The organism is Bifidobacterium colobi, from assembly GCF_018555455.1.
GTDB classification, from domain to species: domain Bacteria; phylum Actinomycetota; class Actinomycetes; order Actinomycetales; family Bifidobacteriaceae; genus Bifidobacterium; species Bifidobacterium colobi.
In genome coordinates, this window is record NZ_JAFEJU010000002.1 from 133,679 (window position 1) to 157,494 (window position 23,816).

Annotated in this window: 16 protein-coding genes; 14 read left to right on the top strand and 2 right to left on the bottom strand. The window is 58.0% G+C overall.

The features are described 5' to 3' along the window. The first annotated feature begins 124 nt into the window (after positions 1-124). The 5 genes from JS530_RS02930 to JS530_RS02950 all read left to right on the top strand — a co-directional run bounded on the left by JS530_RS02930 (position 125) and on the right by JS530_RS02950 (position 7,445). Positions 125-1,156 carry a 3-isopropylmalate dehydrogenase gene (locus JS530_RS02930; RefSeq protein WP_214375730.1) on the top strand — a complete coding sequence of 344 codons (1,032 nt, stop codon included), beginning with the start codon at positions 125-127 and terminating at the stop codon, positions 1,154-1,156. A gap of 272 nt (positions 1,157-1,428) precedes the next feature. Beyond that, complete coding sequence (locus JS530_RS02935; protein ID WP_342590048.1) at positions 1,429-2,646, top strand: lipoate--protein ligase family protein; 1,218 nt, start codon at positions 1,429-1,431, stop codon at positions 2,644-2,646. A gap of 96 nt (positions 2,647-2,742) precedes the next feature. Further along, positions 2,743-3,462 (top strand): Crp/Fnr family transcriptional regulator, encoded by a 720-nt coding sequence (locus tag JS530_RS02940; protein WP_214375732.1) that lies wholly within the window; start codon positions 2,743-2,745, stop codon positions 3,460-3,462. Between the two features lie 173 nt (positions 3,463-3,635). Beyond that, positions 3,636-5,930 carry a transglycosylase domain-containing protein gene (locus tag JS530_RS02945; protein WP_214375733.1) on the top strand — a complete coding sequence of 765 codons (2,295 nt, stop codon included), beginning with the start codon at positions 3,636-3,638 and terminating at the stop codon, positions 5,928-5,930. Between the two features lie 198 nt (positions 5,931-6,128). Beyond that, entirely contained in the window at positions 6,129-7,445 is a 1,317-nt protein-coding gene (locus JS530_RS02950) for an NADH:flavin oxidoreductase/NADH oxidase (RefSeq protein WP_214375734.1), read from the top strand. A 98-nt stretch (positions 7,446-7,543) separates the two neighbouring features. Here the strand turns inward: JS530_RS02950 and JS530_RS02955 are convergent, their stop codons facing one another. Further along, positions 7,544-8,695: a quinone-dependent dihydroorotate dehydrogenase gene (locus tag JS530_RS02955; protein WP_214375735.1), complete on the bottom strand. Its 1,152-nt coding sequence runs from the start codon at positions 8,693-8,695 to the stop codon at positions 7,544-7,546. Positions 8,696-9,743: 1,048 nt separating this feature from the next. Between JS530_RS02955 and JS530_RS02960 the strand changes: the two genes are divergently transcribed. The 6 genes from JS530_RS02960 to JS530_RS02985 all read left to right on the top strand — a co-directional run bounded on the left by JS530_RS02960 (position 9,744) and on the right by JS530_RS02985 (position 16,979). Further along, positions 9,744-10,547: a DeoR/GlpR family DNA-binding transcription regulator gene (locus tag JS530_RS02960; protein ID WP_033891309.1), complete on the top strand. Its 804-nt coding sequence runs from the start codon at positions 9,744-9,746 to the stop codon at positions 10,545-10,547. Between the two features lie 2 nt (positions 10,548-10,549). After that, positions 10,550-11,800, top strand: coding sequence for a galactose-1-phosphate uridylyltransferase (galT, locus tag JS530_RS02965; protein WP_033891310.1), 1,251 nt, complete (start codon positions 10,550-10,552; stop codon positions 11,798-11,800). A gap of 158 nt (positions 11,801-11,958) precedes the next feature. Next, positions 11,959-13,209, top strand: coding sequence for a galactokinase (gene galK / locus JS530_RS02970; RefSeq protein WP_214375736.1), 1,251 nt, complete (start codon positions 11,959-11,961; stop codon positions 13,207-13,209). A gap of 348 nt (positions 13,210-13,557) precedes the next feature. Continuing rightward, on the top strand, positions 13,558-15,036 hold the full coding sequence (locus tag JS530_RS02975) for a DHA2 family efflux MFS transporter permease subunit (protein WP_342590054.1): 1,479 nt from the start codon (positions 13,558-13,560) through the stop codon (positions 15,034-15,036). Between the two features lie 184 nt (positions 15,037-15,220). Next, positions 15,221-15,493 carry an ACT domain-containing protein gene (locus JS530_RS02980; RefSeq protein WP_214375737.1) on the top strand — a complete coding sequence of 91 codons (273 nt, stop codon included), beginning with the start codon at positions 15,221-15,223 and terminating at the stop codon, positions 15,491-15,493. Positions 15,494-15,614: 121 nt separating this feature from the next. Further along, positions 15,615-16,979: a PFL family protein gene (locus JS530_RS02985; RefSeq protein WP_214375738.1), complete on the top strand. Its 1,365-nt coding sequence runs from the start codon at positions 15,615-15,617 to the stop codon at positions 16,977-16,979. A 277-nt stretch (positions 16,980-17,256) separates the two neighbouring features. Here the strand turns inward: JS530_RS02985 and JS530_RS02990 are convergent, their stop codons facing one another. Beyond that, positions 17,257-17,856 carry a tRNA (cytidine(34)-2'-O)-methyltransferase gene (locus JS530_RS02990; RefSeq protein WP_240541089.1) on the bottom strand — a complete coding sequence of 200 codons (600 nt, stop codon included), beginning with the start codon at positions 17,854-17,856 and terminating at the stop codon, positions 17,257-17,259. A 171-nt stretch (positions 17,857-18,027) separates the two neighbouring features. Between JS530_RS02990 and JS530_RS02995 the strand changes: the two genes are divergently transcribed. The 3 genes from JS530_RS02995 to rpoB all read left to right on the top strand — a co-directional run bounded on the left by JS530_RS02995 (position 18,028) and on the right by rpoB (position 23,706). Next, a complete protein-coding gene (locus tag JS530_RS02995) occupies positions 18,028-18,987 on the top strand; it encodes an HhH-GPD family protein (RefSeq protein ID WP_217625429.1) in 960 nt (319 codons plus the stop codon). A 111-nt stretch (positions 18,988-19,098) separates the two neighbouring features. Continuing rightward, entirely contained in the window at positions 19,099-19,860 is a 762-nt protein-coding gene (locus JS530_RS03000) for a hypothetical protein (protein WP_214375739.1), read from the top strand. A gap of 282 nt (positions 19,861-20,142) precedes the next feature. Then, complete coding sequence (gene rpoB / locus JS530_RS03005; RefSeq protein ID WP_214375740.1) at positions 20,143-23,706, top strand: DNA-directed RNA polymerase subunit beta; 3,564 nt, start codon at positions 20,143-20,145, stop codon at positions 23,704-23,706. The last annotated feature ends 110 nt before the right edge of the window (positions 23,707-23,816 follow it).

Sequence of the window (23,816 nt, forward strand, 5' to 3'; positions counted from 1 at the left end):
TTTTGTTATGTGTATATATGATGGCTGGATTACCAGTGCCCGCCAAGCGGCACCTGTCCATATGGTGTCCACGTGCTGAGCGGAAGATAACCGGCACGTGGGCACGCGAGTAGGCTCCCGTTGCATGGCAAAGACATATAAGATCGCCGTCATCCCCGGAGACGGTATTGGCAAGGAAGTCACCCCGTGGGCGCAGAAGGCTTTGGAAAAGGCCGCTGAAGGTGTTGCTGACTTCGAGTACGAACAGTTCGACTTGGGTGCCGAGCGTTATCTGCGCGACGGTGCAATCCTTCCCGAAGACGAGGAGGAGCGCATCAAGGCCAACGACGCTATTTTGCTGGGCGCTGTGGGCGACCCGCGCATCAAGGCAGGCATTTTGGAGCGCGGCCTGCTCCTGAAGCTGCGTTTTGATCTCGACCAGTATGTGAACCTGCGTCCCTCCAAGCTGTACAAGGGCGTCACCTCGCCGCTCGCCAACCCGGGCGACATCGATTTCGTAGTGGTGCGCGAAGGCACTGAAGGCCTTTACTGCGGTGCCGGCGGCGCGGTGCGTCGTGGCACTCCGAACGAGGTGGCCACCGAGGTGTCCATCAACACCGCCTATGGTGTGGAGCGTGTGGTGCGTTACGCGTTCAAGCTCGCCATGAAGCGCAAGAAGCATGTGACGCTGGTCCATAAGAAGAACGTGCTTGTCAACGCTGGCGACATGTGGCAGCGCATTGTGGACAAGGTTGCCGAGGAATACCCTGAGGTTTCCCACGACTACCTGCACATCGACGCCACCACCATCTTCCTGGTGTCCGATCCGTCTCGCTTCGATGTGATTCTGACCGACAACCTCTTCGGCGACATCATCACCGACGAGGCTGGTGCCGTGGTTGGCGGCGTGGGCTACTCCGCTTCCGGCTGCATCAACGCCTCCGACGAATACCCGTCCATGTTCGAGCCGATTCACGGTTCGGCACCGGATATCGCCGGTCAGAACAAGGCCAACCCGACCGCCGCAATCCTTTCCGCCGCCATGCTGCTTGAGCATCTCGGTTTCGACGATGCGGCCAAGAAGATCCACAAGGCCGTCGAGGCGGATATCGAGGAGCTCGGCTCCACGGTTCGCACCACCGACCAGGTCGGCAAGGACATTCTGGCCCGCATGTGACATACGTGGGGACATCTCCACGCCTTGACTGAAGGTTTTTGAACACTGACTGTAGGTTTTTGAACGTTTTCCGTTGAAAAACCTACAGTTTTTGTGTAATTTCCGACAGTCAGTGTTGAATTTCCGACAGTTGATGTTCAAAATCCTACAGTCAAAATCCTACAGTCAAAGAGGATATGGGCACGTGAACGCAATGGCGCGTTTGTTATGGTGGGAGAGTGGACGCAGCGAAAACAAGACGTGGGGAGTGTAAGACACCAGGCGGCAAATTGGTGGCGGTGAACATAATCTGTGATGCCGGCGGCACCATACAATCCTGCCAAATCGACGGTGATTTCTTCATCGAATCTGCTGACGATGCAGCATCCACGCAGTATCTTCAGGCCTTAGCGCAGGCGCTGATGGCCGGACAGTCGGTACAGTCATCGGTACAGTCGGTACAGTCGGTACAGTCATCGGTACAGTCATCAGTGCAATCATCGATACAGTCAGTAATCGATGACCATCCGGATTGCCGACTCATCGGCACCGATGCGGCAGCCATCGCCACTGCATTCGCCCGCGCGATTACTGCCGCAGCTGCACTGGCGCGCGATACCAATCCATCGCAAAGCCGCGCGGCTCACCTATCGCAACCAAGCCGGCAACAGAACCCAAGTTCTGCGAGCCATCTGAGCCATTTGAGCCATGCGGACGCAGATGCCGACTATGCCGAGCGCTGGAAGCAGCTCGAGCACAGTCTTGTCATGTTCCATGACCATCCGCGTATGCCTGAAGAACAGATGAGGATTGACGAAGCCTGGGCGCGCGAGGTCGCTGCAGGCACGCGCCGGCCCACACTGCGCATATGGGAATGGGCGGCCCCGGCTGTAGTGATTGGCCGATTCCAATCCGCTGCGGATGAAGTGAACCTGGACGTAGCTGAGCGCTTGGGATTCCACGTGGTTCGCCGTTGTACAGGCGGTGGTACGATGTTCATCGAACCGGGCAATACCATCACCTATTCCCTGTATGCGCCGCTGGATTTTGTGCAGGGCATGAGCATTGAGGAATCCTATCGTTTGTGCGATTGGTGGCTGATTGATGCGCTGCGCAGACTTGGCTTGGATGTGCACTTCGCCGGACTCAACGATCTCGCTTCGCAATACGGCAAAATCGGGGGAGCGGCCCAACGTCGATTCCCGATAAGTCATGTGGATCGCCTCGGCCAGGTTGCCGATGCTGGCTCATCCAGTCGGGCGGCCGGCGTGCATGGGGGAGCGGTGCTGCACCATGTGACCATGGCCTATGACATCGATGCGACGAAGATGACCCAGGTGCTCAACACCAGCCGGGAGAAGCTCGCTGATAAGGCGGTGAAATCGGCGGTCAAGCGCGTCGATCCATTGAAAAGTCAGACCGGATTAAGCCGAGAGCAAATCGTGTCGCATCTGATGCGATGGTTTCTCCGTGATTATCTGACCGACTATGCTGATGAGGCACGTCAATGATGTGAACGTTCTCATGAACAATTCCTGAAGACTAGTGTGAGGCGCGTTACAATATGACGAGTGGACGACGACGGCTATGAGCATAAGGACGGTGCGATGAGTGTGGAAACTCCTAACATGTTTTCCGACGAAGAGAACATCCTGCTGCAAACTGCGCTGTTCAAGCAGGTGTCTCCCGACGAGGCAGAGGAACTGATTCCACATCTGAAGCGCGCGGTGTTCGATAAAGGCGACTTCATTTTCTCCGAAGGCGATACCGATCATCGCATGTATCTGCTGGAGCGCGGGCGAGTCAAACTCATACGCACTTCCGCGGATGACCGCGTGCAGTTGCTGTCCATCCACGGACCTGGCGAAGTGCTAGGCGAGATTCCGGTATTCGACCCGCATGGCGGTCCGCGCACCGCGTCCGCAGTGGCCATGAGCCACGGCACTCGTGTGGTGTGGCTCGAACACGACGCGCTGTTCTCGTGGCTCGACGAGCATCCGCGTGTGGCTATCGACATGTTGCAGGTGATGGCTAACCGTCAACGCGCCAACAACGAGCGCATCTCCGATTTGGTGTTCATGGATGTGCCGGCACGTCTGGCCAAAACATTGCTGAACTTGGGTTCGCGCTTCGGTGAGCCTGTGGAGCAGGGGCTGAAAGTGCCTCACGATCTGACGCAGGAGGAGCTGGCGCAGTTGGTGGGGTCCAGCCGCGAAACCGTGAACAAGGCGCTGATGGACTTCTCGAACCGTGGCTGGATTGCGCGAGATGGTCGCTCCATCATCATCTTCCAGCCGGGTATGCTGATCAGACGTTCGCGCCGCTGAGCTGTTGCGGCTGGATTGTTACTGCTGAATCGTCGCGGCTTGGTTTGTTGCTGTTGAGCCGCAACTGCTCGGCGTTCGGGTTCTATTCAGCAAACCTTACGCTAGTGCGGTTCTTGTGATGATTGACTTGTGTTCTGGACTGCGTGTGGGATTGGTACGCCGGGGCATTTAGAATGGGGCGCATGCCCAAAAAGAAGTCCTTGACAGTTCGTCGCGTGCTTGTTCTCCTACTGGCCTACATCATGCTCGCCGTATCCGGCGGCGTGGTGGCCAGCGTCTTGTTCGTGCCCGGTGTGATTGGCACCAACAAGGTCGCCAAGGCCGTCATCCCTTCGTTGAAGGTGGAGAATGTTGACTTCGACGTGACTAATCTGCCGCAGAAGTCCACGATGTACGCCTCCGATGGCACCACGGTTATCGCAACGTTCTACAACCAGAACCGTATTGTGGTGCCGCTGAAGAAGATTTCCAAAGCCATGCAGCAGGCTGTGGTGGCGCGTGAGGATCGTCGTTTCTGGAGCCATGCTGGTGTCGATGTGCAGGGCGTGATGCGCGCCTTCGTGCAGACGTACCTTATCCGCGGCTCCCAGCAGGGCGGTTCCTCGCTGACTCAGCAGTATGTGAAGAACGTACTGCTGATGCAGGCTATTGAGAACGATGATTCCATCGCCCAGTACCATGCCACGGAAGATACCATCGCTCGTAAGATTCGAGAGATGCTGATTGCCGTGCAGATGGAAAAGAAATACTCCAAGGCTGAGATCTTGCAGGGCTACCTGAACATCGCTCAGTTCGGCAGCAATCTGTACGGTGTGGAAACCGCTGCCCAGCGCTACTTCAGCATCTCTGCCTCCGAGTTGACTCCGATTCAGGCGGCTACGATTGCGGCAATCACCAAGAACCCGACCAAGTTCGATCCGCTGATTGAGGAGAATCAGAAGGCCAGCGAAGAACAGCGCAACATCGTGCTTGATCTGATGGCCCAGGAAGGCTACATCTCTCAGGCCGACGCCAAGAAAGACAAAGCCATTCCGCTGAAGGACACGCTGAAGGTGCAGCAGGTGAACGTGGGCTGCCAGGACACCGGCGACTACGCATACTTCTGCGATTATGTGGTGCACCGCATCCAGAATTCCGAGGAATTCGGCAAGACTCGTGCTGACCGCTACAAGCTGCTGCAAGAAGGCGGTTTGAAGATCGTCACCACGCTGGATTTGGATGCCAACTCAATTATGATGAACACTGCACGCAGCACCATTCCGCCGGATGATCCCAGTGGCATGGAATTGGCAATGGCCGCAGTCAAGCCTGGTACTGGAGAAATCCTTGGCTTTGGTTTGAACCGTTACTATGATGCAACGCCAGAGGCTGCAAATGATGCGACCAAGTCCAGCCAGAATTATGCGGTCGATTTGGCCGACGGTGGCGGTTCCGGTTGGACTATCGGCTCCTCCTTCAAGCCGATTAACCTCATTGCATGGATGGAATCAGGACATTCCATCAACGATAATCTGCAGACTTCCACGAGATATGCGACTACGGACTTTGCCTGCGATCGCTACTCTGGTGGCACCGATACATGGAACGTCACTAACGCTTTCAGCTCTACAGTGAATCCGGAAAGCCCGTTCTTGGGTCTGGTCCGCTCCCACAACACCACGCAGGCTTCGATGGGTACCATCATGAAGTTGTGCAAGGTGGCAGATACGGCAACCGAAGTTGGCTATCATGATGCACGAACCGGCGAAACTATTGATAAGACCTCCTCATTTACCCCATCCATGATGATTGGTTCGGTGAATGTCTCCCCGCTGACCATGGCTTCCATCTTTGCCGTGTACGCCTCCAATGGTGTGCAGTGCAACCCCATCGCCATTAAGAAGGTCACGAATGGTGATGGTGAGGAGCTGAAGGTGCCGTCCGCCAACTGCCATCAGGCGGTCGATCCGGACATCATCCAAACCTTGGCTTACACGTTGAACCAAGGTGTGGTGAGAGCGGATGGTGCAGGTGGTTCTCTCCAGCTTGCCGGTGGACGCAAGTCCTTCGGCAAGACCGGTACGAGTGAGGATTTGGCCGTTTCCGCGGGTTCCTTCATCCCGAACCAGGTCGCGACATTCGTATCGGTCGGCGATGCCCAGAATCCGTACACGCATCGTATTTCCAACATCCGCATCAACGGCGTGTACAACAGCTACTGGGATGGTTCCAGTATTGCTTCTCCTGCCGCGAAGAGCTTCCTGCAGCAGTACGCGGATAAGAAGCAGCTGCCGATCGATAACAACTACGGTCAGGCTGTGGCCAAGTATTCGGCCAGCGGCACCACACTGGGTATTGGTGGACGCTCTTACAGTTCCCGTTCGAGTACGACGAACGGTACCACCAATAGCCAGGGCACGACTACGCAGCAAGGCACCACGCAGCAGCAGGGTACTGCTACCCAGCAGGGCACCGGCACTGGCCAGTGACAGTGCAGGGCAGGCAATCGGATAATGATTGCCGCGCATGATGCCCAACGGTTATCAACGTTGGCGCATCATCGCACTACAGAATGAACGGGCGTTACCTCAATGAGGCGACGCCCGTTTTACAATGGTGCGAGGAACATATCACTATTGCAGCCGGTAACGTACGCTGGTATGCAGCCGGCTATCAGAGGGGGATGCATGGGCGGCGACGAGCTCACTCATAGTAATTTCGATTTTTCGGGTTTTGATGTGCCGGAACTCAAGGCAGTGACTTTGGCCGCATCCGGACAGCCTGACGAGACTCGTGCTGTCGGTGAAGGTAAAGCTGGCAAATCCGGTAAAGCTGGCAAGGCAGGCAAAAGCCGTAATCGTAAGACAAATCCATCCAAGAAAGGTGCCAACGTGGCAAAAGATTCCAAGAACAAGAAAGAACGCATCGGACTGTTTACGCCGATGGGTTTGCGCGACGTGACCGTCCGTAATCGCATTTGGCTGCCGCCAATGTGCACCTATTCGGCATTTGCTCGCGACGGCAAACCTACGCCATTCCATTATCAGCATTACGTTTCTCGCGCATTCGGCGGATTCGGTCTGATCATTGCCGAAGCTACTGCAGTGACCCCGGAAGGCCGCATTTCGCCGTGCGATGTGGGCTTGTGGGAAGACGGTCAGATTGATGCATGGCGTTGGATTGTGGATGGCATTCGCAATGCCGGTGCAGTGCCGGCTGTGCAGCTCAATCATGCTGGCCGTAAGGCTTCCACTGGTTGCTTTGCTGTGGGATATGAGGGCCAGAGCGTGCCGCAAGAGGCTGGCGGATGGCCTACGGTGGCACCCTCCGCAATCGAATTCGGAGGTCTCAACAAGCCGCGAGAGCTTTCCGTTGATGAAATTCACGGCATTGTGGGCGCGTTCGCTGCAGCCGCAGGCCGTGCTGTGGCCGCAGGATTCCAGGCCATCGAGATTCACGCGGCGCACGGATACCTGATCTCCGAGTTCCTCGATCCGCTGTGCAACGAACGCACGGATGAATACGGCGGCGATTTGGAAGGCCGTGCCCGATTCCTGTTGGAAGTGGTGGACGCGGTTCGCGCCACAATCCCTGAGGGCATGCCTGTGCTGGTGCGTATTTCCGCTACTGATTGGGCCGCCGGCGGGTGGGATTTGGATCAGACCATTGTGGTTGCCAAGATGCTCAAGGAACATGGCGTCGATCTGGTGGATGTTTCCACCGGCGGCATCATGGCTGGCGTTTCGATTCCGATTAAGGCCAACTACCAGGTGCCGTTCTCTGAACAGGTGCGTCTGAAGGCTGAAGTGCCCACCACTGCCGTGGGACTGATCACCAAGCCTAAGCAGGCTAATAAGATTGTGGCCCGTGGTGAGGCGGATGCCGTGGAAATCGGTCGTGCCGCGCTGCGCGATCCATATTGGCCGCTGCGCGCAGCCAATAAGCTCGGTGTTCCGGCCACCGAGGCGCCGTATCAGCCGCAGTATATTCGCGGCGCGTACTGATTGTGCAGCTGACAAGCGGCGTTGACGCGTATTCAGAAGGGTGTTAGTGACAGAGTTTCCAGAATCTGTCACTAACACCCTTCGTTTTGACGGATAGGCTACCGCACATCCACGCCGACGGCATCGGCGACGTGTTCGAATCCGTCGCGGCGTAGCAGTTTCGCCAAGCCGCGCTTCAATACGGTAATCTGTTGCGGGCCGCGGTACATCAGCGAGCTGATGAACATCACAAGGCTTGCGCCGGAACGAATACGTTCGTATGCCTGCTCGGGCGTAAAGATGCCGCCGATGCCGGCAATCACGAAGCGGTCGCCGTACTCCTGATACACCTTACGTACCAATGCGTTGCTGGCCTTAGTGCACGGGCCGCCAGACAGGCCGCCTTCCCAATCGCGCGGGATTTCAAGACCGGTGCGGTCCTTCTGCAGGTTGGCAATGGAAAGCCCCTGTACATTATGGTCGGCCAGAACGTCGAGCAGCTCTCGGTATTCCGCCCACGGCTTGTTGAGTGGCATCTTGACCAATGTGGGTTGCGGGCGGTCGATTGTATCCAGTGCGGTGAAGAGTTTATCGAGTGCTTCTGGGGAAGCTGTGAATGGTTCTCCCACATGCGTGTTCGGGCAGGAGACGTTCACTTCCACCATGGCGGTACGGCCTGCGGCGCGTCGCATGGAGGTGCAGTAATCCTCGATGCCCTCATTCAAATCACCGCACAGATCATCGTTAGTGCGGGCAATGGAAACGGAGATTTGCATCTGGCGTGCCTGCGTCCAGGCCTTTTCCGCACGTTCGATGACTTTGTCCGAGCCGATGTTGGCGAGTCCCACATGCACCATCATCGAATCGTATTCGGGCAGACGGTGGAACCATGGCTTCGGATTGCCCGGGCAAGGACGTGCGGTGGTGGAGCCCACGGTTTCAAAGCCGAAACCGGCGTTGTCGAGCACCACGGGCATATCGCAGTTCTTGTCGAGACCGGCGGACAAGCCGAACGGGTTGGAGAAGTCGATACCCATCACATTGGTTTCCAGAATCGGGTCGGTGTAGTCGAGCATGGTGCGTTCGGCGAGTAGCAGCGGTGGAATATTGCGCACCACATGGCAGAATTCAATCATCTGATCGTGGGCCTCGTCAGGACGATGATTGAACACGAAATTCGGTTTGATGATGTGCTTATACCCGAAAGTGAACAAATCGGTGGTTGCTTTGTTGACGGCGTCGTGCCAGAAGCTATCGCAAACAAAAGTCATAACGCCTATTCTCTCACGCATATGGTGATGGAGCTAGCGGCAATTGTTGATTTGACTCACTGCAATAATGGATTATTGGATGTTTCACGATATGTTTCACGGTATGCTTTACGTTATGCTTTGCGATACTGATGGCAGCTGCGGGGTTGTGAACACCGTTGGTGGTGGTCGTGGTGGGGTGCATAGCTACTGAGGGTCGTGAATAATGCTGATGACGTCCGTGTTGGGGCATGTATGCCGCTGAGGTTGCTGTGATAGGACGGAATACAGTTGTCGTAGTCCGTGTTAGGTCGTGAACGCTATTGGTAGTGGCTGTGATAAGGGCGGTGAATCACCGTTGGCGGCTGTGACGGTGGGCGTGAATACTGTTGGCGGCTGTCGCGGTGGGGCGGAGAATACTGTTGGCGGCTGTCGTGGCGGGCGTGAATCTACTTGATAGTAGCTATGGCGGGTCGTGCATACTTGCGGCGCGGTAATTTCTCGTAGAAAACCTTGATTTCGAGAATTCACCGCGCTGAGCGGCTCTAAGCGCGGTAATTTCTCGAAATGAACCCATTCCCCGAGAATTTACCGCACTGACACTGTCTCAGCGCGGTGATTTCTCGAAGTTGGGGAAAATCTCGAGAATTTACCGCGCTGAGTTGTGGCGATTCGGGATGCGGGTGGTGATGGGGTGCCGCAGTATAGGGGATTGCGGTGAGCATCACGGTGGGTGGTAATTGTGAAGCGCCACGGTAGGGGTACACCGTGATAGGTGGTGATTGTGGAGCGCCGCGGTAGGGGTACGTCACGGTGGGGGTACGTCACGGTGGTGGTGATTGTGAAGCGTCGAGAGAAGGGTACACCGCGACAGGGGTACGTTGCGGTATGGGCGAAGACATCAAAGAACTGCTGCGCGGCACCATGTGTTCGGTTTTGCGCGTTTGAGGAGGAGTGTTTTGGAAAGAATGCGATAATTTGGTGTTTTGTGTGGAAGCGAACGCAAACATTGGCTGAAAAACGCTCAACACGGTTTTGTTTATGAGCTTTTGTGTGCGATAATGTTCATATGATTTCGTCACAACGTCAGCACCTCATCTTGAGCAGGTTGCGCACTCGCGGTGCGGTGCGTATCACCGCGCTATCCAAGGAGCTGGGAGTTTCGGCGATGACTATCCGTCGTGATATCGCTGAGCTGGCCGATAAGGGTCTGTTGAAGCGTGTTCATGGCGGTGCCGTGACCACCAGCACTTTGTTGAGCGAGCCCCTGTTCTCTGTGAAGTCTCAAATGGACATTGGCTTAAAAGATGCCATTGCCCAAGAGGCGGTCAAATACGTAGCCCCCGGAGATGTGATCGCCATCGGCGGCGGCACCACGGCCTACGTGTTCGCGCAGCACTTGCTGGAATCTCAGCAGTCCAGTGGCATCACCATTCTCACCAACTCGATTCCCGTGGCCGAACTGGTGCAGGCTTTGGAATCCAAGGATGTGGAGGTCATCGTCACCGGTGGCGTGATCACGCGCTCGAATTCTCTGGTCGGGCCGATTGCCGACAAAGTTGTCGCATCGCTGCGTGTGAACACCGTATTCCTGGGCACCCATTCGGTATCGATTCCCCGTGGCTTCCTGATGCCGAACTCGCTGGAAGCCGCAACCGATATGGCAATGATGGACATTGCCGATCGCACCATAGTTTTGACCGATCACACCAAGTGGAGCTGCACGTCGTTGTCGCTGTTCGCGCGCTTTGACCAGGTGGACACGGTCATCACCGACGACGGTCTCGATCCCGACTCCGCCGCCAAAACAAAGGATTTGGTTAAGGAACTCGTGCTGGCCCACCAGAGCGAGACCAATGAGGAAAGTGAGTGAAGATGGCAGAGTTTGCCAACTACGAACCGGGTGAATACGCGAAGGAGCACATCCGCATCACGCCAACCAAGCTGGCCGATGGACGTGACTTCTTCTACCTGGATGATGATCCGGCTTATGTGTCTGGTGAAAAGACCCGTGAGCTCAAGGATCCGCGTCCGCTGGACTATCGCTTCGCCCCGCATCTGGATGCTGACGGCAACGAAGTGCCGTACGCTGCCCCGCAGATGCGCCGCGATCCGCTGACCGGTGACTGGATTCCGATGGCCACCGCCCGTATGAACCGCCCGATTACCGCAGGCCCCGGTGCCACCGCCAAGGGCAACCCGCTGGCCGCCCGCAAGCCCGGTGACCCGTATCAGGATGGTGAGGTTCCGGACACCGATTACAACGTGGTGGTGTTCGAAAACCGTTTCCCCTCGATGGTGCGCGTGCCCGGCGAGGATGATTCCGTAAAGTTCGTGGACGGCAACCCGCTGTGGGAGCAGAAGCCCGCCGCCGGCCGCTGCGAAGTAATCTGCTTCGACCCGAATGAGGATGGTCTGCCGGCCGATCTGCCGGTTTCCCGTCTGCGCACGGTGGTTGAGGCATGGGCCTTCCGCACTGCCGAAATCTCCAAGATGGAAGGCATTGAGCAGATCTTCCCGTTCGAGAACCATGGTGCCGAGATTGGCGTCTCCTTGGCTCATCCGCACGGCCAGGTCTACTGCTACCCGTTCATCGCCCCGAAGATGGAGAAGGAACTTAAGCACACCGAGGCCTACCACGAGAAGACTGGCGGCAACCTGCTCAAGGACATCATGAACGCCGAGCTCGAGGCCGGTGAACGCATCGTGATGCGCAACCACAGCTGGGTGGCTTACGTGCCGGCCGCAGCCCGCTGGCCTCTCGAGGTGCATGTGGCTCCGGTGCGCGACGTCCTGACCCTCGACCAGCTCAACGATCAGGAACGCTGGGATCTGGCGTCCATGTACTCGCATCTGCTCAAGCGCGGCAACGCGTTCTTCGACAAGGGTGATGGCAAGGGCATGGACCTGCCGTACATCTCCGCATGGCATCAGGCTCCGATCCACGATCCACGCCGCGAGAACTACCGTCTGAACCTGCAGTTCTTCTCCTTCCGCCGTGCAGCCAACAAGATCAAGTACCTGGCGGGCTCGGAATCCGGCATGGCCGCATGGATTTCCGACACCACGCCGGAACTCATCGCCAAGCGCTTCCACGAGCTCGGCGACGTGGACATCTCCGACTGATGCCTTCATAAGCTCCTTTTAACGAGGGAGCTGGCTCGCGAAGCGAGACGGGGGAGAGACACTGTGAAGTTGTGGTCTCTCCCTCAGTCTGCTTGCAGCCGGCGCCTCCCCTGCTAGGGAGACGATAATGACTGAATTGCAAGAAAGAAATAACACCAATGACTGCTGTTGAATTCATCGAACCAATCTCCCATGAGGATGGTGTGGAGCAGGCCAAGGCCCTGTTCTCCAAGACTTATGGCGTTGAGCCGGAAGGCGTCTGGGCTGCTCCGGGCCGCGTAAACCTGATCGGCGAGCACACTGATTACAACGCTGGCCTGTGCCTGCCCATCGCTTTGCCGCACCGCACGTTCATCGCGCTGTCCCCACGCAACGACACCAAGGTGCGCGTGGTTTCCGACGTGGCTCCGGACAAGGTTGCCGAAGCTGATCTGGATGGTCTCAAGGCCCGTGGCGTGGACGGCTGGTCCGCCTACCCGACCGGTGTGGCTTGGGCGCTGCGTGAAGCCGGCTTCAGCAAGGTGCAGGGCTTCGACGCTGCTTTCGTCTCCTGTGTGCCGCTGGGCTCTGGCTTGAGCTCCTCTGCTGCCATGACTTGCTCCACTGCTCTGGCTTTGGATGATGTGTACGGTCTCGGCTATGGCGATTCCGATGCTGGCCGCGTGACCCTGATTAACGCTGCCATCAAGTCCGAAAACGAGATGGCCGGTGCCTCCACCGGCGGCCTCGACCAGAACGCTTCCATGCGCTGCACCGCCGGTCACGCGCTGCTGCTTGACTGCCGCCCGGAACTGACTCCGCTGGAGAACGTCTCCCAGCAGGAATTCGACCTCGACAAGTACGGTCTCGAACTGCTCGTGGTGGATACTCAGGCACCGCATCAGTTGAACGACGGCCAGTACGCACAGCGCCGCGCCACTTGCGAGGAAGCCGCCAAGATTCTCGGTGTGGCCAACCTGCGCGTTACGGCCGACGGCATCGCCAAGGCCGATGACCCGTTCCAGGCACTGAAGGAAACGCTCGACGCTCTGCCGGACGAAACCATGAAGAAGCGCGTGCGTCACGTAGTCACCGAAATCGAACGCGTGCGTTCCTTCGTGCACGCCTTCGCCAAGGGTGACATCGAGGCCGCCGGCCGCCTGTTCAACGCTTCCCATGATTCACTGGCCGCGGATTACGAGGTCACCGTGCCCGAGCTCGATGTGGCGGTGGATGTGGCCCGCCACAACGGCGCATACGGCGCTCGCATGACCGGCGGCGGCTTCGGTGGTTCCATCATCGCTCTGGTAGACAAGGGCCGCAGCCACGAAGTGGCTCAGACCATCGCCGACGAATTCGAAAAGCAAGGCTTCCACGCGCCTCGCGCTCTGGCTGCAGTTGCCGCGCCTTCGGCGTCGCGCGAAGCGTGATTCGCCCCGCGACACGCGCGGCCGTACTTACGAAAAATCAAAAATCGTACTACGGTGACCTCTTGTTTTGAATAATCGCATGCCATCTGGTGTATTACTTGCCGGATGGCATGCGATTTTTTGTTGCCGATTGTGACCCGGACGTTAGGGGTTGTCGGCGCTCGCCAATGAAGTCGCACACTGTGAGCTCGCGCATTCATCCGCGCATAGCCGCAGTGCGCGAGCGCATGCCGGACGAGCACGCACAGCGGCAGCAAAGGTACAAGATGGAAGAGGATTCCGTTGTCCGAGAAACAGACAACCGCAAACGCAGCAAGCGTCAACCAAACAGTCACCAACAAGGCAACCATTCGTAATACCCAACTAGACGATTCCGCATTCGTGCCGGGCAAGCCGCAGCACTTCGAACACCCGCACCGAGTCATGCTTGGCCTGTACATCAGCGTGTTCCTAGGCATGCTTTCGGAAACATCCATGAACATCACCCTGCCTGATCTGATGAATGATTTCGGCATTTCATCAGGTGTCGCACAATGGATGGTCGTCGGCTACATGCTGGCTATTGGCGTGGTGCTGCCGTGCGTCGGCTTCATGCTCAAGTGGATCAAGGCCAAGACCTTGGTACTGTTCGCTCTGGTTTGCTTCCTGATCGGTGCCGTGATCTGCACCATCGCCCCGAACTTCCCGGTACTGTTGGCGGGGCGCATCATGCAGGGCATCAGCACCGGCATCGTGCTGCCCACCATGTACGCCGCCATCATGCGCGTGTTCCCGCTGCACAAGATCGGCGCAGCCAATGGTGTAGCCGGATTGGTCATCATGTTCGCTCCGGTTATCGGCCCGACCATCGCAGGTGCACTTATCGGAGCGCTTTCATGGCGTGCGATTTTCGCGCTGTTCGCCATCGTCGCTGTCGTTGCCATCGTATGCACAGCTCTGTTCTTCGTCACACCCATCGAACGCACCCGACCGAATGTTGATGTGCTGTCCATCATCGCTTCGGCCATTGGCTTCGGCTGCCTCGTCGCCGGCGTGAGCCTGATCAGCGACATGGGCTTCAGTCCGATGGTCATCGGCTTGCTGGTGATTGGTGTGCTGGTGCTGGCGTTCTATGCTTACCGTCAGCTGCACATCACCGATCCATTGCTTGACCTGCGCGCCCTGGGCATTGCGGCGTTCCGCACGCCGGCCATTATGATTAGCTGCTCCTTCTCCTGCACGCTGGCATTCATGTACTTGGTACCGCAGGAGTTGCAGCGCGGCATGGGCTTGAGCTCCACCGTTGCCGGTCTGCTGATGCTGCCCGGCGGAGTGATCAATGCGTTGTGCACGTTTGCCGCAGGTCGCATGTTCGACCGTTATGGCGCGAAGAAGCTGGTCTGGGCCGGTTCTGCGCTGACCATTATCGGCGGCGCATTGTTCTACTCCATCGGTGTTTCGACGCCGATTATTCTGTTCCTTGCCGCACACATCATTGTGATGATCGGCATTCCGTTCATCCAGCAGTCCTCGCAGTCCGCGGCACTGAAGTCGCTGCCTGGACAGATGGCTGCGGACGGCAGCACAATCATGAACACCATGCAGCAGGTGTGCGGTGCCATCGCCACCGCTGTGGCCACCTGCCTGCTTGGCCTCGGTCAGACGAATTATGCTGCGGTCGGCGGCGAGAACCCTGCCCAAGGATTTGTGAACGGTTCTCGTTACGGATACCTGTTCGGTTTGGCGCTGGTGGTCGTTGTCTTCGCATGCTCATTCCTGCTCAAGGAGCGCAAGGAAGAGCCGAAGCTGGTACCGGTGCATGTGGATATTGAGAAGCTGGCCGCCTGAGCTGCGCAACCCTGAGTTGCGCAACCCTGAACTGCGCAACCCTCAACATCGCCTCGCGCCAGTGAGATGAATGATGAGGCGTAACGGGTGTTCCTCTATACTGGGGAGCACCCGTTTCTCATATGTTCGAATATGTTCGCAAGTTCATTTCCGATCAGTGATCAGTCTTCAATCAGGGAGCGCCATGAACAAGGCCATCATCACCGTCGTAGGCCGAGATACCGTCGGCATCATCGCACGAGTCTGCACCTACCTTTCCAACCATCACGTCAACGTGCTCGATATTTCACAGACCATCATCGACGGTTTCTTCAACATGATGATGATCGTGGACTATTCCAAGGCAGACAAGGAATTCAGCGCCATGGTGGGCAATCTGGAGGACCTTGGCGACGATATCGGCGTGCGCATCCGCTGCCAGCGCGAAGAGATCTTCACCAAGATGCATCGAATCTGAGACGAGCTGCTTGGCGGCTCACCTCGCGAGAATGAGGAAAGTCCGGTGGACTTTCGAACGACGCAGCCAGCCTTATTGCATACTGAGGCGACTACGACATGAGCTTATGTAAGGAAACACCATGTTGAATATCATGGAGGTCCACGAGACCAATCAGATGATTGAGCAGGAAAAGCTCGATGTGCGCACCATCACCATGGGCATCTCCCTGCTTGATTGCGCCACGGACAGCGTGCCGCGGACCTGCGATAACATCTACCGCAAAATCACCACGTATGCCAAGGATTTGGTCGCTACCGGCCAAGCCATCGAAAGCGACTACGGCATTCCGATCGTCAACAAGCGCATCACCGTGACGCCAATTGCCTTGGTCGGGGCGAGCTGCTGCAAGACTTCGGAAGATTTCGTCCAAATCGCGCACGCGTTGGATAAAGCAGCCAAAGAAGTCGGTGTCGATCTGATTGGCGGTTATTCGGCACTGGTTTCCAAGGCCATGACCCCAGCCGAGGAACTGCTGATTCGCTCACTGCCGCAAGCCCTCTCCGAGACGGACATCGTATGCTCATCGGTGAACGTGGGATCCACGAAAACCGGCATTGACATGAACGCGGTGGAACTGCTCGGCCATATCATCAAGGACATCGCCGAGCGCACGGCGGACAATGACTCCTATGGCTGCGTGAAATTCGTGGCATTCTGCAATGTTCCGGACGACAATCCGTTCATGGCGGGCGGCTTCCACGGTGTGACCGAGGGCGATGCCGTGATTAACGTGGGCGTTTCCGGTCCGGGCGTGGTCTCTCGTGCGCTCGATGCGGCCAAAGGCAAGGATTTCGAATTCCTGTGCGAAACCATCAAGCGCACGGCGTTCAAGATTACGCGCGTGGGTCAGCTGGTGGCGCAGGAGGCTTCGCGCCGACTTGGCGTGCCGTTCGGCATCATCGATCTTTCACTGGCACCGACCCCGGCTGTGGGCGATTCGGTGGGCGAAGTGCTGGAGAAGATCGGTCTCGAACAGGTTGGTGCGCCCGGCACCACTGCGGCACTTGCCATGCTGAACGATCAGGTCAAGAAGGGCGGCATTATGGCGTCCTCGTATGTGGGTGGCCTGTCTGGTGCGTTCATTCCGGTTTCCGAAGACAAGAACATGATTGACGCGGCATCTTCTGGATGCCTGACCATCGAAAAGCTTGAGGCCATGACCTGCGTGTGCTCGGTGGGTCTCGACATGATCGCCATTCCGGGCGATACCTCGGCGGCCACTATTTCCGGCCTGATCGCCGACGAAGCCGCCATCGGCATGGTGAACCAGAAGACCACGGCCGTGCGCGTCATCCCGGTGGTCGGCAAGGGCGTGGGCGAGATGGCCAATTTCGGTGGTCTTATGGGCTATGCGCCGATTATGCCGGTGAATCAGACCTCGTGTGAGTCGTTCGTGACCCGCGGCGGTCGCATCCCCGCCCCGATTCACAGCTTCAAGAACTGATTTCGCATGAGATGCTGCTGCTATTTCCCGCTATCTCGCTTACAAGGGGTTGATTTCCGGTTAGCGTGACATCTATCTGCGTTACAAGGGGTTCCTATACGAAGAAAGCCTGAGTATGAAGGTTGAAGTTTCAACACTTCTACTCAGGCTTTCGGCATTCAACAACCCCTTGTAAAGCAGATAGACCTCTGGCAGATGTGAAATCAACCCCCTGTAACGCAGATAGAGCGTCTTGCGTCTACCGGTGGCTGGGCTGATGGCTGAATTGACAGTTGAATCAGCGCCCGCCGGCGAAATTCAGCTGGCGCCAAGCCTCATAAATGGCAATCGATGCGCAATTGGTGAGGTTTAGGGAGCGCAGCGACGGGCGCATCGGCAAACGAACCTGTTCGGCCACGTGCGGACCGGCCATAATGTCCATCGGATCGGGAATGTCGCCGGGCTCGGGGCCGAAGAGCAGAATATCGGTCGGACGATATTCGATTTCCGTATACAGTTTGGTGGCGTGTGCGGTGAATGCGATGATGCGCGAGTTCGGCATCGATTCCACGAGATTGTCGAAGTTCGGGTGGAGCACCACATGTGCCATGTCATGGTAATCCAAGCCGGCGCGGCGAAGCTTGGTGTCGCGCAGATTGAAGCCGAGCGGCTCCACCAGGTGCAGGATCGTGCCGGTCACCGCGCACAGTCGAATGGCCGAACCGGTATTGCCGGGAATGCGCGGGGAGTAGTAGCACAGGTGCGGCGTCATGGTTTCCGCTTCCGCGGCTTTCTCGGCGGAGAGCATCGCATCCACCACGGAGATGGGATTGCCGTGCGCGTCGGTCACCAGTTCGTCCGGGCCATAATTCGATTTGCGATAACCGTATTCGAACATCTTCTCGACTTTGGCTTCAGGATTGGTGAGATTGCCGGGATTGCTGATGTTTTCGGGAGCCTGTGGGTTCACTGCTGCCTTATTCACTGCCTCGTTCGTCATAAATGCTAAGAATAAGAACGATGAACGACAGTGCACAGCAGTGCCCTGCCGCACAACAGGGCGGCAAGTTTGGCAGGCCGCACACCAGATGATGTGGAGAACGATATCGTGGCAACCGAAGTGAAGGCTCAGGATGCCTTTGATGCCAACGCCGAGGTAGCGCTGCGCCTCGGTGCTTGGTGGGAGGCGAACGCGCGCGATCTACCATGGCGGTTCGGCAGAACCACACCGTGGGGTGTGCTGGTGAGCGAAGTGATGAGTCAGCAGACTCAGATGAGTCGTGTGGTGCCGTATTGGCAGTCGTGGATGGAACGTTGGCCGGATGCTCGCGCGCTCGCAGATGCTCCTAAGGCTGAGGTGATTACTGCGTGGGGTCGTTTGGGATATCCGCGTCGCGCGCTGCGTTTGCAGGAATGCGCGCAAGCTGTTGCCGGTCAATATGCTGATGAGCTGCCGCAAACCTATGATGCGCTCACCGCTCTGCCCGGTATTGGTGACTATACGGCCAGCGCCGTGCTGAGTTTCGCGTTCGGGCGGCGCATTGCAGTCATCGATACGAATATTCGCCGTGTGCTCAGTCGCGTGTTTGTGGGAACCGAATCGCGCGGGGGAGCGGCCAGTGCTGCCGAACGGGCGCTCGCCAACCGGGTGTTGCCCAAGGATGTGAAGCGTTCGGTGACGTGGAATCAGTCGGTGATGGAACTTGGTGCAGTGGTGTGCACTGCGAAGAATCCGCTGTGCGACGCCTGCCCGATTGCGCATGACTGTGCTTTTTTGAAGGCCGGCAGACCGGGGCTTGGGGAGAAGAGGACCCGTCCGCGTCAGCGATTCCAGGGTACTGATCGGCAGGTGCGCGGACTGGTGCTCGCCGCATTGCGCGCGCTGCCGGCAGGAACTTCGCTGGAGCGCAGCAAAGTGGAGCAACTGTGGAAGGATCACGGGCAGCTTGCCGCCTGTGTTGCCAGCTTGGATGATGATGGATTGATTGAAATCGCCAAGGACGGTTCGCTCAGTCTGCCGCAGGGCTGATGTCCGCAGGGCGGATGTCCGCAAGGCTGACGTCCGCAAGGCTGACGTTCTGGTGAAAATGATGCGGTTCGCCGTGTGTGTTGGCCAGTACGACCGTAGACTGGAAATGTTATGGCATTGCAGAGGAACAATTCGGGTGTGAATGGCGTGCGGTCTGGTAGGCGAGCCGGCTCCGGCGCGAGTCGGCCTACTGCTTCCGGACGCTCCGGTCAGGCCATGAGCGGAGGTAGGGGAGTCCGCCAGACCGCGCCAAAGCAACGTAAGCGTAAGCTCAGTAAGAAAAAGCGTGCGATGTATCGTCGCCGCCGCATTGTGGTCGGTGTGATTTTGGCACTGTTGATTGCGCTGATTGTGTTCTGCGGATACAGCATTGCTCGTGGAGTCGGTGCCATCAATGTGGCGATTCACCATGATGATTACTATGCGCTTTCGCGTGAAAGCGTGCCCACGCCGAAGAAGACCAGTAATGTGAAAAACTGCTCCAGCAATGATGTGACGCTGGAGCTCAGTGCTAAAACCCAGTCTGTGCCGGTGGGTGGATCCTTGGAATTCACTGCGTCGATTGTGCACGACGGTTCAGGCAGCTGCTTGGTGGATGGTTCGGATGGTAACCGTGTGCTGACCATTACTTCTGGGTCGGAAACGATGTACAAGTCCGATGTGTGCGCCGCGGATTCCCGCATGCTGCTTATGGCTAAGGGCGATAAGGATGCGCAGAAGATGACGTGGAACACGGATTACAACGCCACGTTGACCGAATGCACGGACGAATCCAGCTGGGCCAAAGTCAATCCCGGCACCTATACCGCACAGATTGCGTTAAAGGACGAGCCCAAGGTCAAAAGCGAGCCCTTGACGTTCACGGTGGAGTAGTCTTTGGCTGGTGGCGGCGGGGCTTGATTCGCTGCGGGCGACGATGGGTGTTCGATGCAATGCCAAGGTGAATACGAAGCAAAGCTGAAGGAAATTGTGTATGCATCGGGGCGTATGAGTCTCAGGGTAAATTGTCGCTGCATACCGCTATTCTTTGTAATTTGCATGAGGTGTGTCATATTGCGGGCATACCGCCGACAATGAAGCGTCCGCATAGGCATATGGTGGCCATGCCGGCGCTCCCAGGGGAATTACCATTTAGCGAGCGATAAGGAACGTCCATTGGCTACTGAAGCTACGACGAACACCACTACCATCATCGCACGCGCCGACCAGCATGACATTGACCTGCACAAGGCGTCGGACCGCGTGAACTTCGGCTCCATTAAAGAGCCTATCGATGTACCCTACCTGCTGGGCGTGCAGACCGACAGCTTTGACTGGCTGATCGGCAACGAGCGCTGGAAGAAGCGCGTCGAAGAGGATGAGAAGAACGGCACCAACACCGTGGCTCACACCTCCGGTCTTGATGAGGTCTTCAACGAGATCTCCCCGATCGAGAACTTCGCCCAGACCATGTCCCTGACCTTCTCTGATCCGTACTTCGAGGAGCCGCGTCACACGGTTCAGGAGTGCAAGGAGAAGGATTACACTTATTCCGCACCGCTGTACGTGAACGCTGAGTTCGAGAACGGCGACACCGGCGAAATCAAGTCCCAGACCGTGTTCATGGGCGACTTCCCGCTGCAGACCCCGCACGGTACCTTCATCATCGGTGGTACCGAGCGAGTCATCGTCTCCCAGCTTGTGCGCTCCCCGGGCGTCTACTTCGACCGTCAGCAGGATCGTACTTCCGACAAGGAAGTCTTCGGTGCCAAGATCATCCCGTCTCGCGGCGCATGGCTCGAGTTCGAAATCGATAAGAGGGATCAGCCGCAGGTGCGCGTGGACCGCAAGCGTAAGCAGTCCGCCATCGTGTTCCTTATGGCCATCGGCATGACCAAGCCCGAGATTGCCCAGGCCTTCAAGGACTGCCCGCTGGTGCTCGACGCCCTGCAGCGCGAGACCCTGGAGACCCAGGACGAGGCTCTGGTCGACCTGTACCGCAAGATCCGCCCGGCCGACACCCCGACCCCGGAAGCCGGCAAGAACCTGCTGGATTCCTTCTACTTCAACACCAAGCGTTACGATCTGGCCCGCGTCGGCCGTTACAAGATCAACCGCAAGCTCGGTCTTGAGGCTGACTTCAACGATCGCTCCCTGCACCAGGAAGACATCATCGCCACCATCAAGTACCTGGTGGCCCTGCACGATGGCGCCAAGACCTTCGCCGGCACCCGCAACGGCGAGAACATCGACCTGCGCGTGGACGTGGACGATATCGATCACTTCGGCAACCGTCGTATCCGTCAGGTCGGCGAGCTGATTCAGAACCAGCTGCGTACCGGCCTGAGCCGTATGGAGCGTGTGGTTCGTGAGCGTATGACCACTCAGGATGCCGAGGCTATCACCCCGCAGTCCCTGATCAACATCCGCCCGGTGAACGCCACCATCAAGGAGTTCTTCGGCACCTCCCAGCTCTCCCAGTTCATGGATCAGAACAACCCGCTCTCCGGTGTGACGAACAAGCGTCGTCTTTCCGCTCTGGGTCCCGGTGGTCTGTCCCGCGACCGCGCCTCCATGGAAGTGCGAGACGTGCACCCGTCCCACTTCGGCCGTATGTGCCCGATCGAGTCTCCTGAAGGCCCGAACATCGGTCTTATCGGCTCCCTGGCAACCTTCGGCCGCGTGAACCCGTTCGGTTTCATCGAAACCCCGTACCGCAAGGTCGTCAACGGCCACGTTACCGACGAAGTCGAGTACATGACCGCAGACCGCGATCTTGACCACGTGATCGCCCAGGCCAACCAGGAACTTGACGAGAACGGCAACTTCGTGCAGAAGTCCGCACTTGCCCGAGTCGGCGAAGAAGAGGCAGTCGATGTGCCGGTGAGCTCCGTGGATTACATGGATGTCTCACCTCGTCAGATGGTCTCCCTCGGTGCTTCCCTGATTCCGTTCCTGGAGCACGATGAGGGCCACCGTGCATTGATGGGTACCAACATGCAGCGTCAGGCCGTGCCGCTGATTGAATCCGAGCGCCCGCTGGTGGGCACCGGCTCCGAATGGCGCGCCGCCAACGACTCCGGCGACGTGATCAAGGCTGAGAAGGACGGCGTGGTGACCTATGTCTCCGCCGATCTGATCCGTGTGATGAACGACGATGGCACCACCAGCTCCTACAAGCTGGCCAAGTTCCAGCGCTCCAACCAGACCACCTGCTACAACCAGCGCCCGATCGTGCACGACGGCGAGCGTGTGGAAGCCGGCTCGGTCATGGCTGACGGCCCGGCCATCCAGAACGGTGACCTGGCCCTCGGTAAGAACCTGCTCATCGCCTTCATGCCTTGGAACGGCTACAACTACGAGGATGCTGTGATCATCTCCCAGCGCCTCGTGCAGGATGACACCCTCTCCTCCATCCACATCGAGGAGTACGAGATCGACGCCCGCGAAACCAAGCTCGGTGCCGAGGAAATCACCCGCGACCTGCCGAACGTCGGCGAGGACGCTGTGGCCAACCTCGACGAGCGCGGCATCATCCGCATCGGTGCCGAAGTCGAAGCCGGCGACATTCTGGTCGGTAAGGTCACCCCGAAGGGCGAGACCGAGCTGACTCCGGAAGAGCGACTGCTGCGCGCCATCTTCGGTGAGAAGTCCCGCGAGGTGCGCGACACCTCCCTGCGCGTGCCCCACGGCGAGACCGGTACCGTTATCGGCGTCAAGGAAATCACTCGTGAGGATGCCGAGGAGGACGGCGACGAGCTGCCCAACGGCGTGAACCAGATGATTCGCGTGTACATCGCCCAGCACCGCAAGATCACCGTGGGCGATAAGCTCTCCGGCCGTCACGGCAACAAGGGCTGCATCTCCCGCATTCTGCCGGAAGAGGATATGCCGTTCCTCGCCGACGGTACCCCGGTCGACATCATGCTCAACCCGCTGGGTGTGCCTTCCCGAATGAACCTGGGTCAGGTGCTCGAGCTGCACCTCGGCTGGATCGCTCACTCCGGTTGGGACATCTCCCTCGACCCGAACCTGGAAGCCGAGTGGAAGAAGCTGATTCCGTCCGGCGCCGAGAAGGCCGAGCCGGGCACCCCGGTGGCAACCCCGGTGTTCGATGGTGTGAAGCCGGAAGTCTTGAAGGGCCTGCTGTCCACCACGCTGCCGAACCGCGATGGCGACCGCCTCGTGGGCCCCGACGGCAAGGCGACCCTGTTCGACGGCCGTACCGGCGAACCGTACACCAAGCAGATCTCCGTTGGCTACATGTACATGCTGAAGCTGCACCACCTGGTCGACGACAAGATCCACGCCCGCTCCACCGGTCCGTACTCCATGATCACCCAGCAGCCGCTCGGCGGTAAGGCCCAGTTCGGTGGCCAGCGCTTTGGTGAGATGGAGGTGTGGGCCCTCGAGGCCTACGGTGCCGCTTACACGCTGCACGAGATGATGACCACCAAGTCCGATGACGTCGACGGCCGCGTGCGCGTCTACGGTGCCATCGTGAAGGGCGAGAACCTGCCGCCGGCAGGCATCCCTGAGTCCTTCAAGGTGCTTCTCAAGGAAATGCAGTCCCTGTCCCTGAACGTCGAAGTGCTCAACGCCGAAGGCGTGGCCATCGACATGAAGGATGAGGAAGACGATCCGGTGAGCTCCGCCGACGATCTGGGCTTCAACATCGGTGCCCGCCCTGATGCGGCCGCCAAGGAAGACCAGAAGGCCGAAGAGCCCGAATACCAGTGATCCCACGGGTCGCATACGGCCAGCAAGCCGTATGCAGACCTACCCACGTGAATTAAACAACGTAAAGAGGCCTGCCCCGGTTGTGACTACCCCTCAGTCAGCTGTGGCTG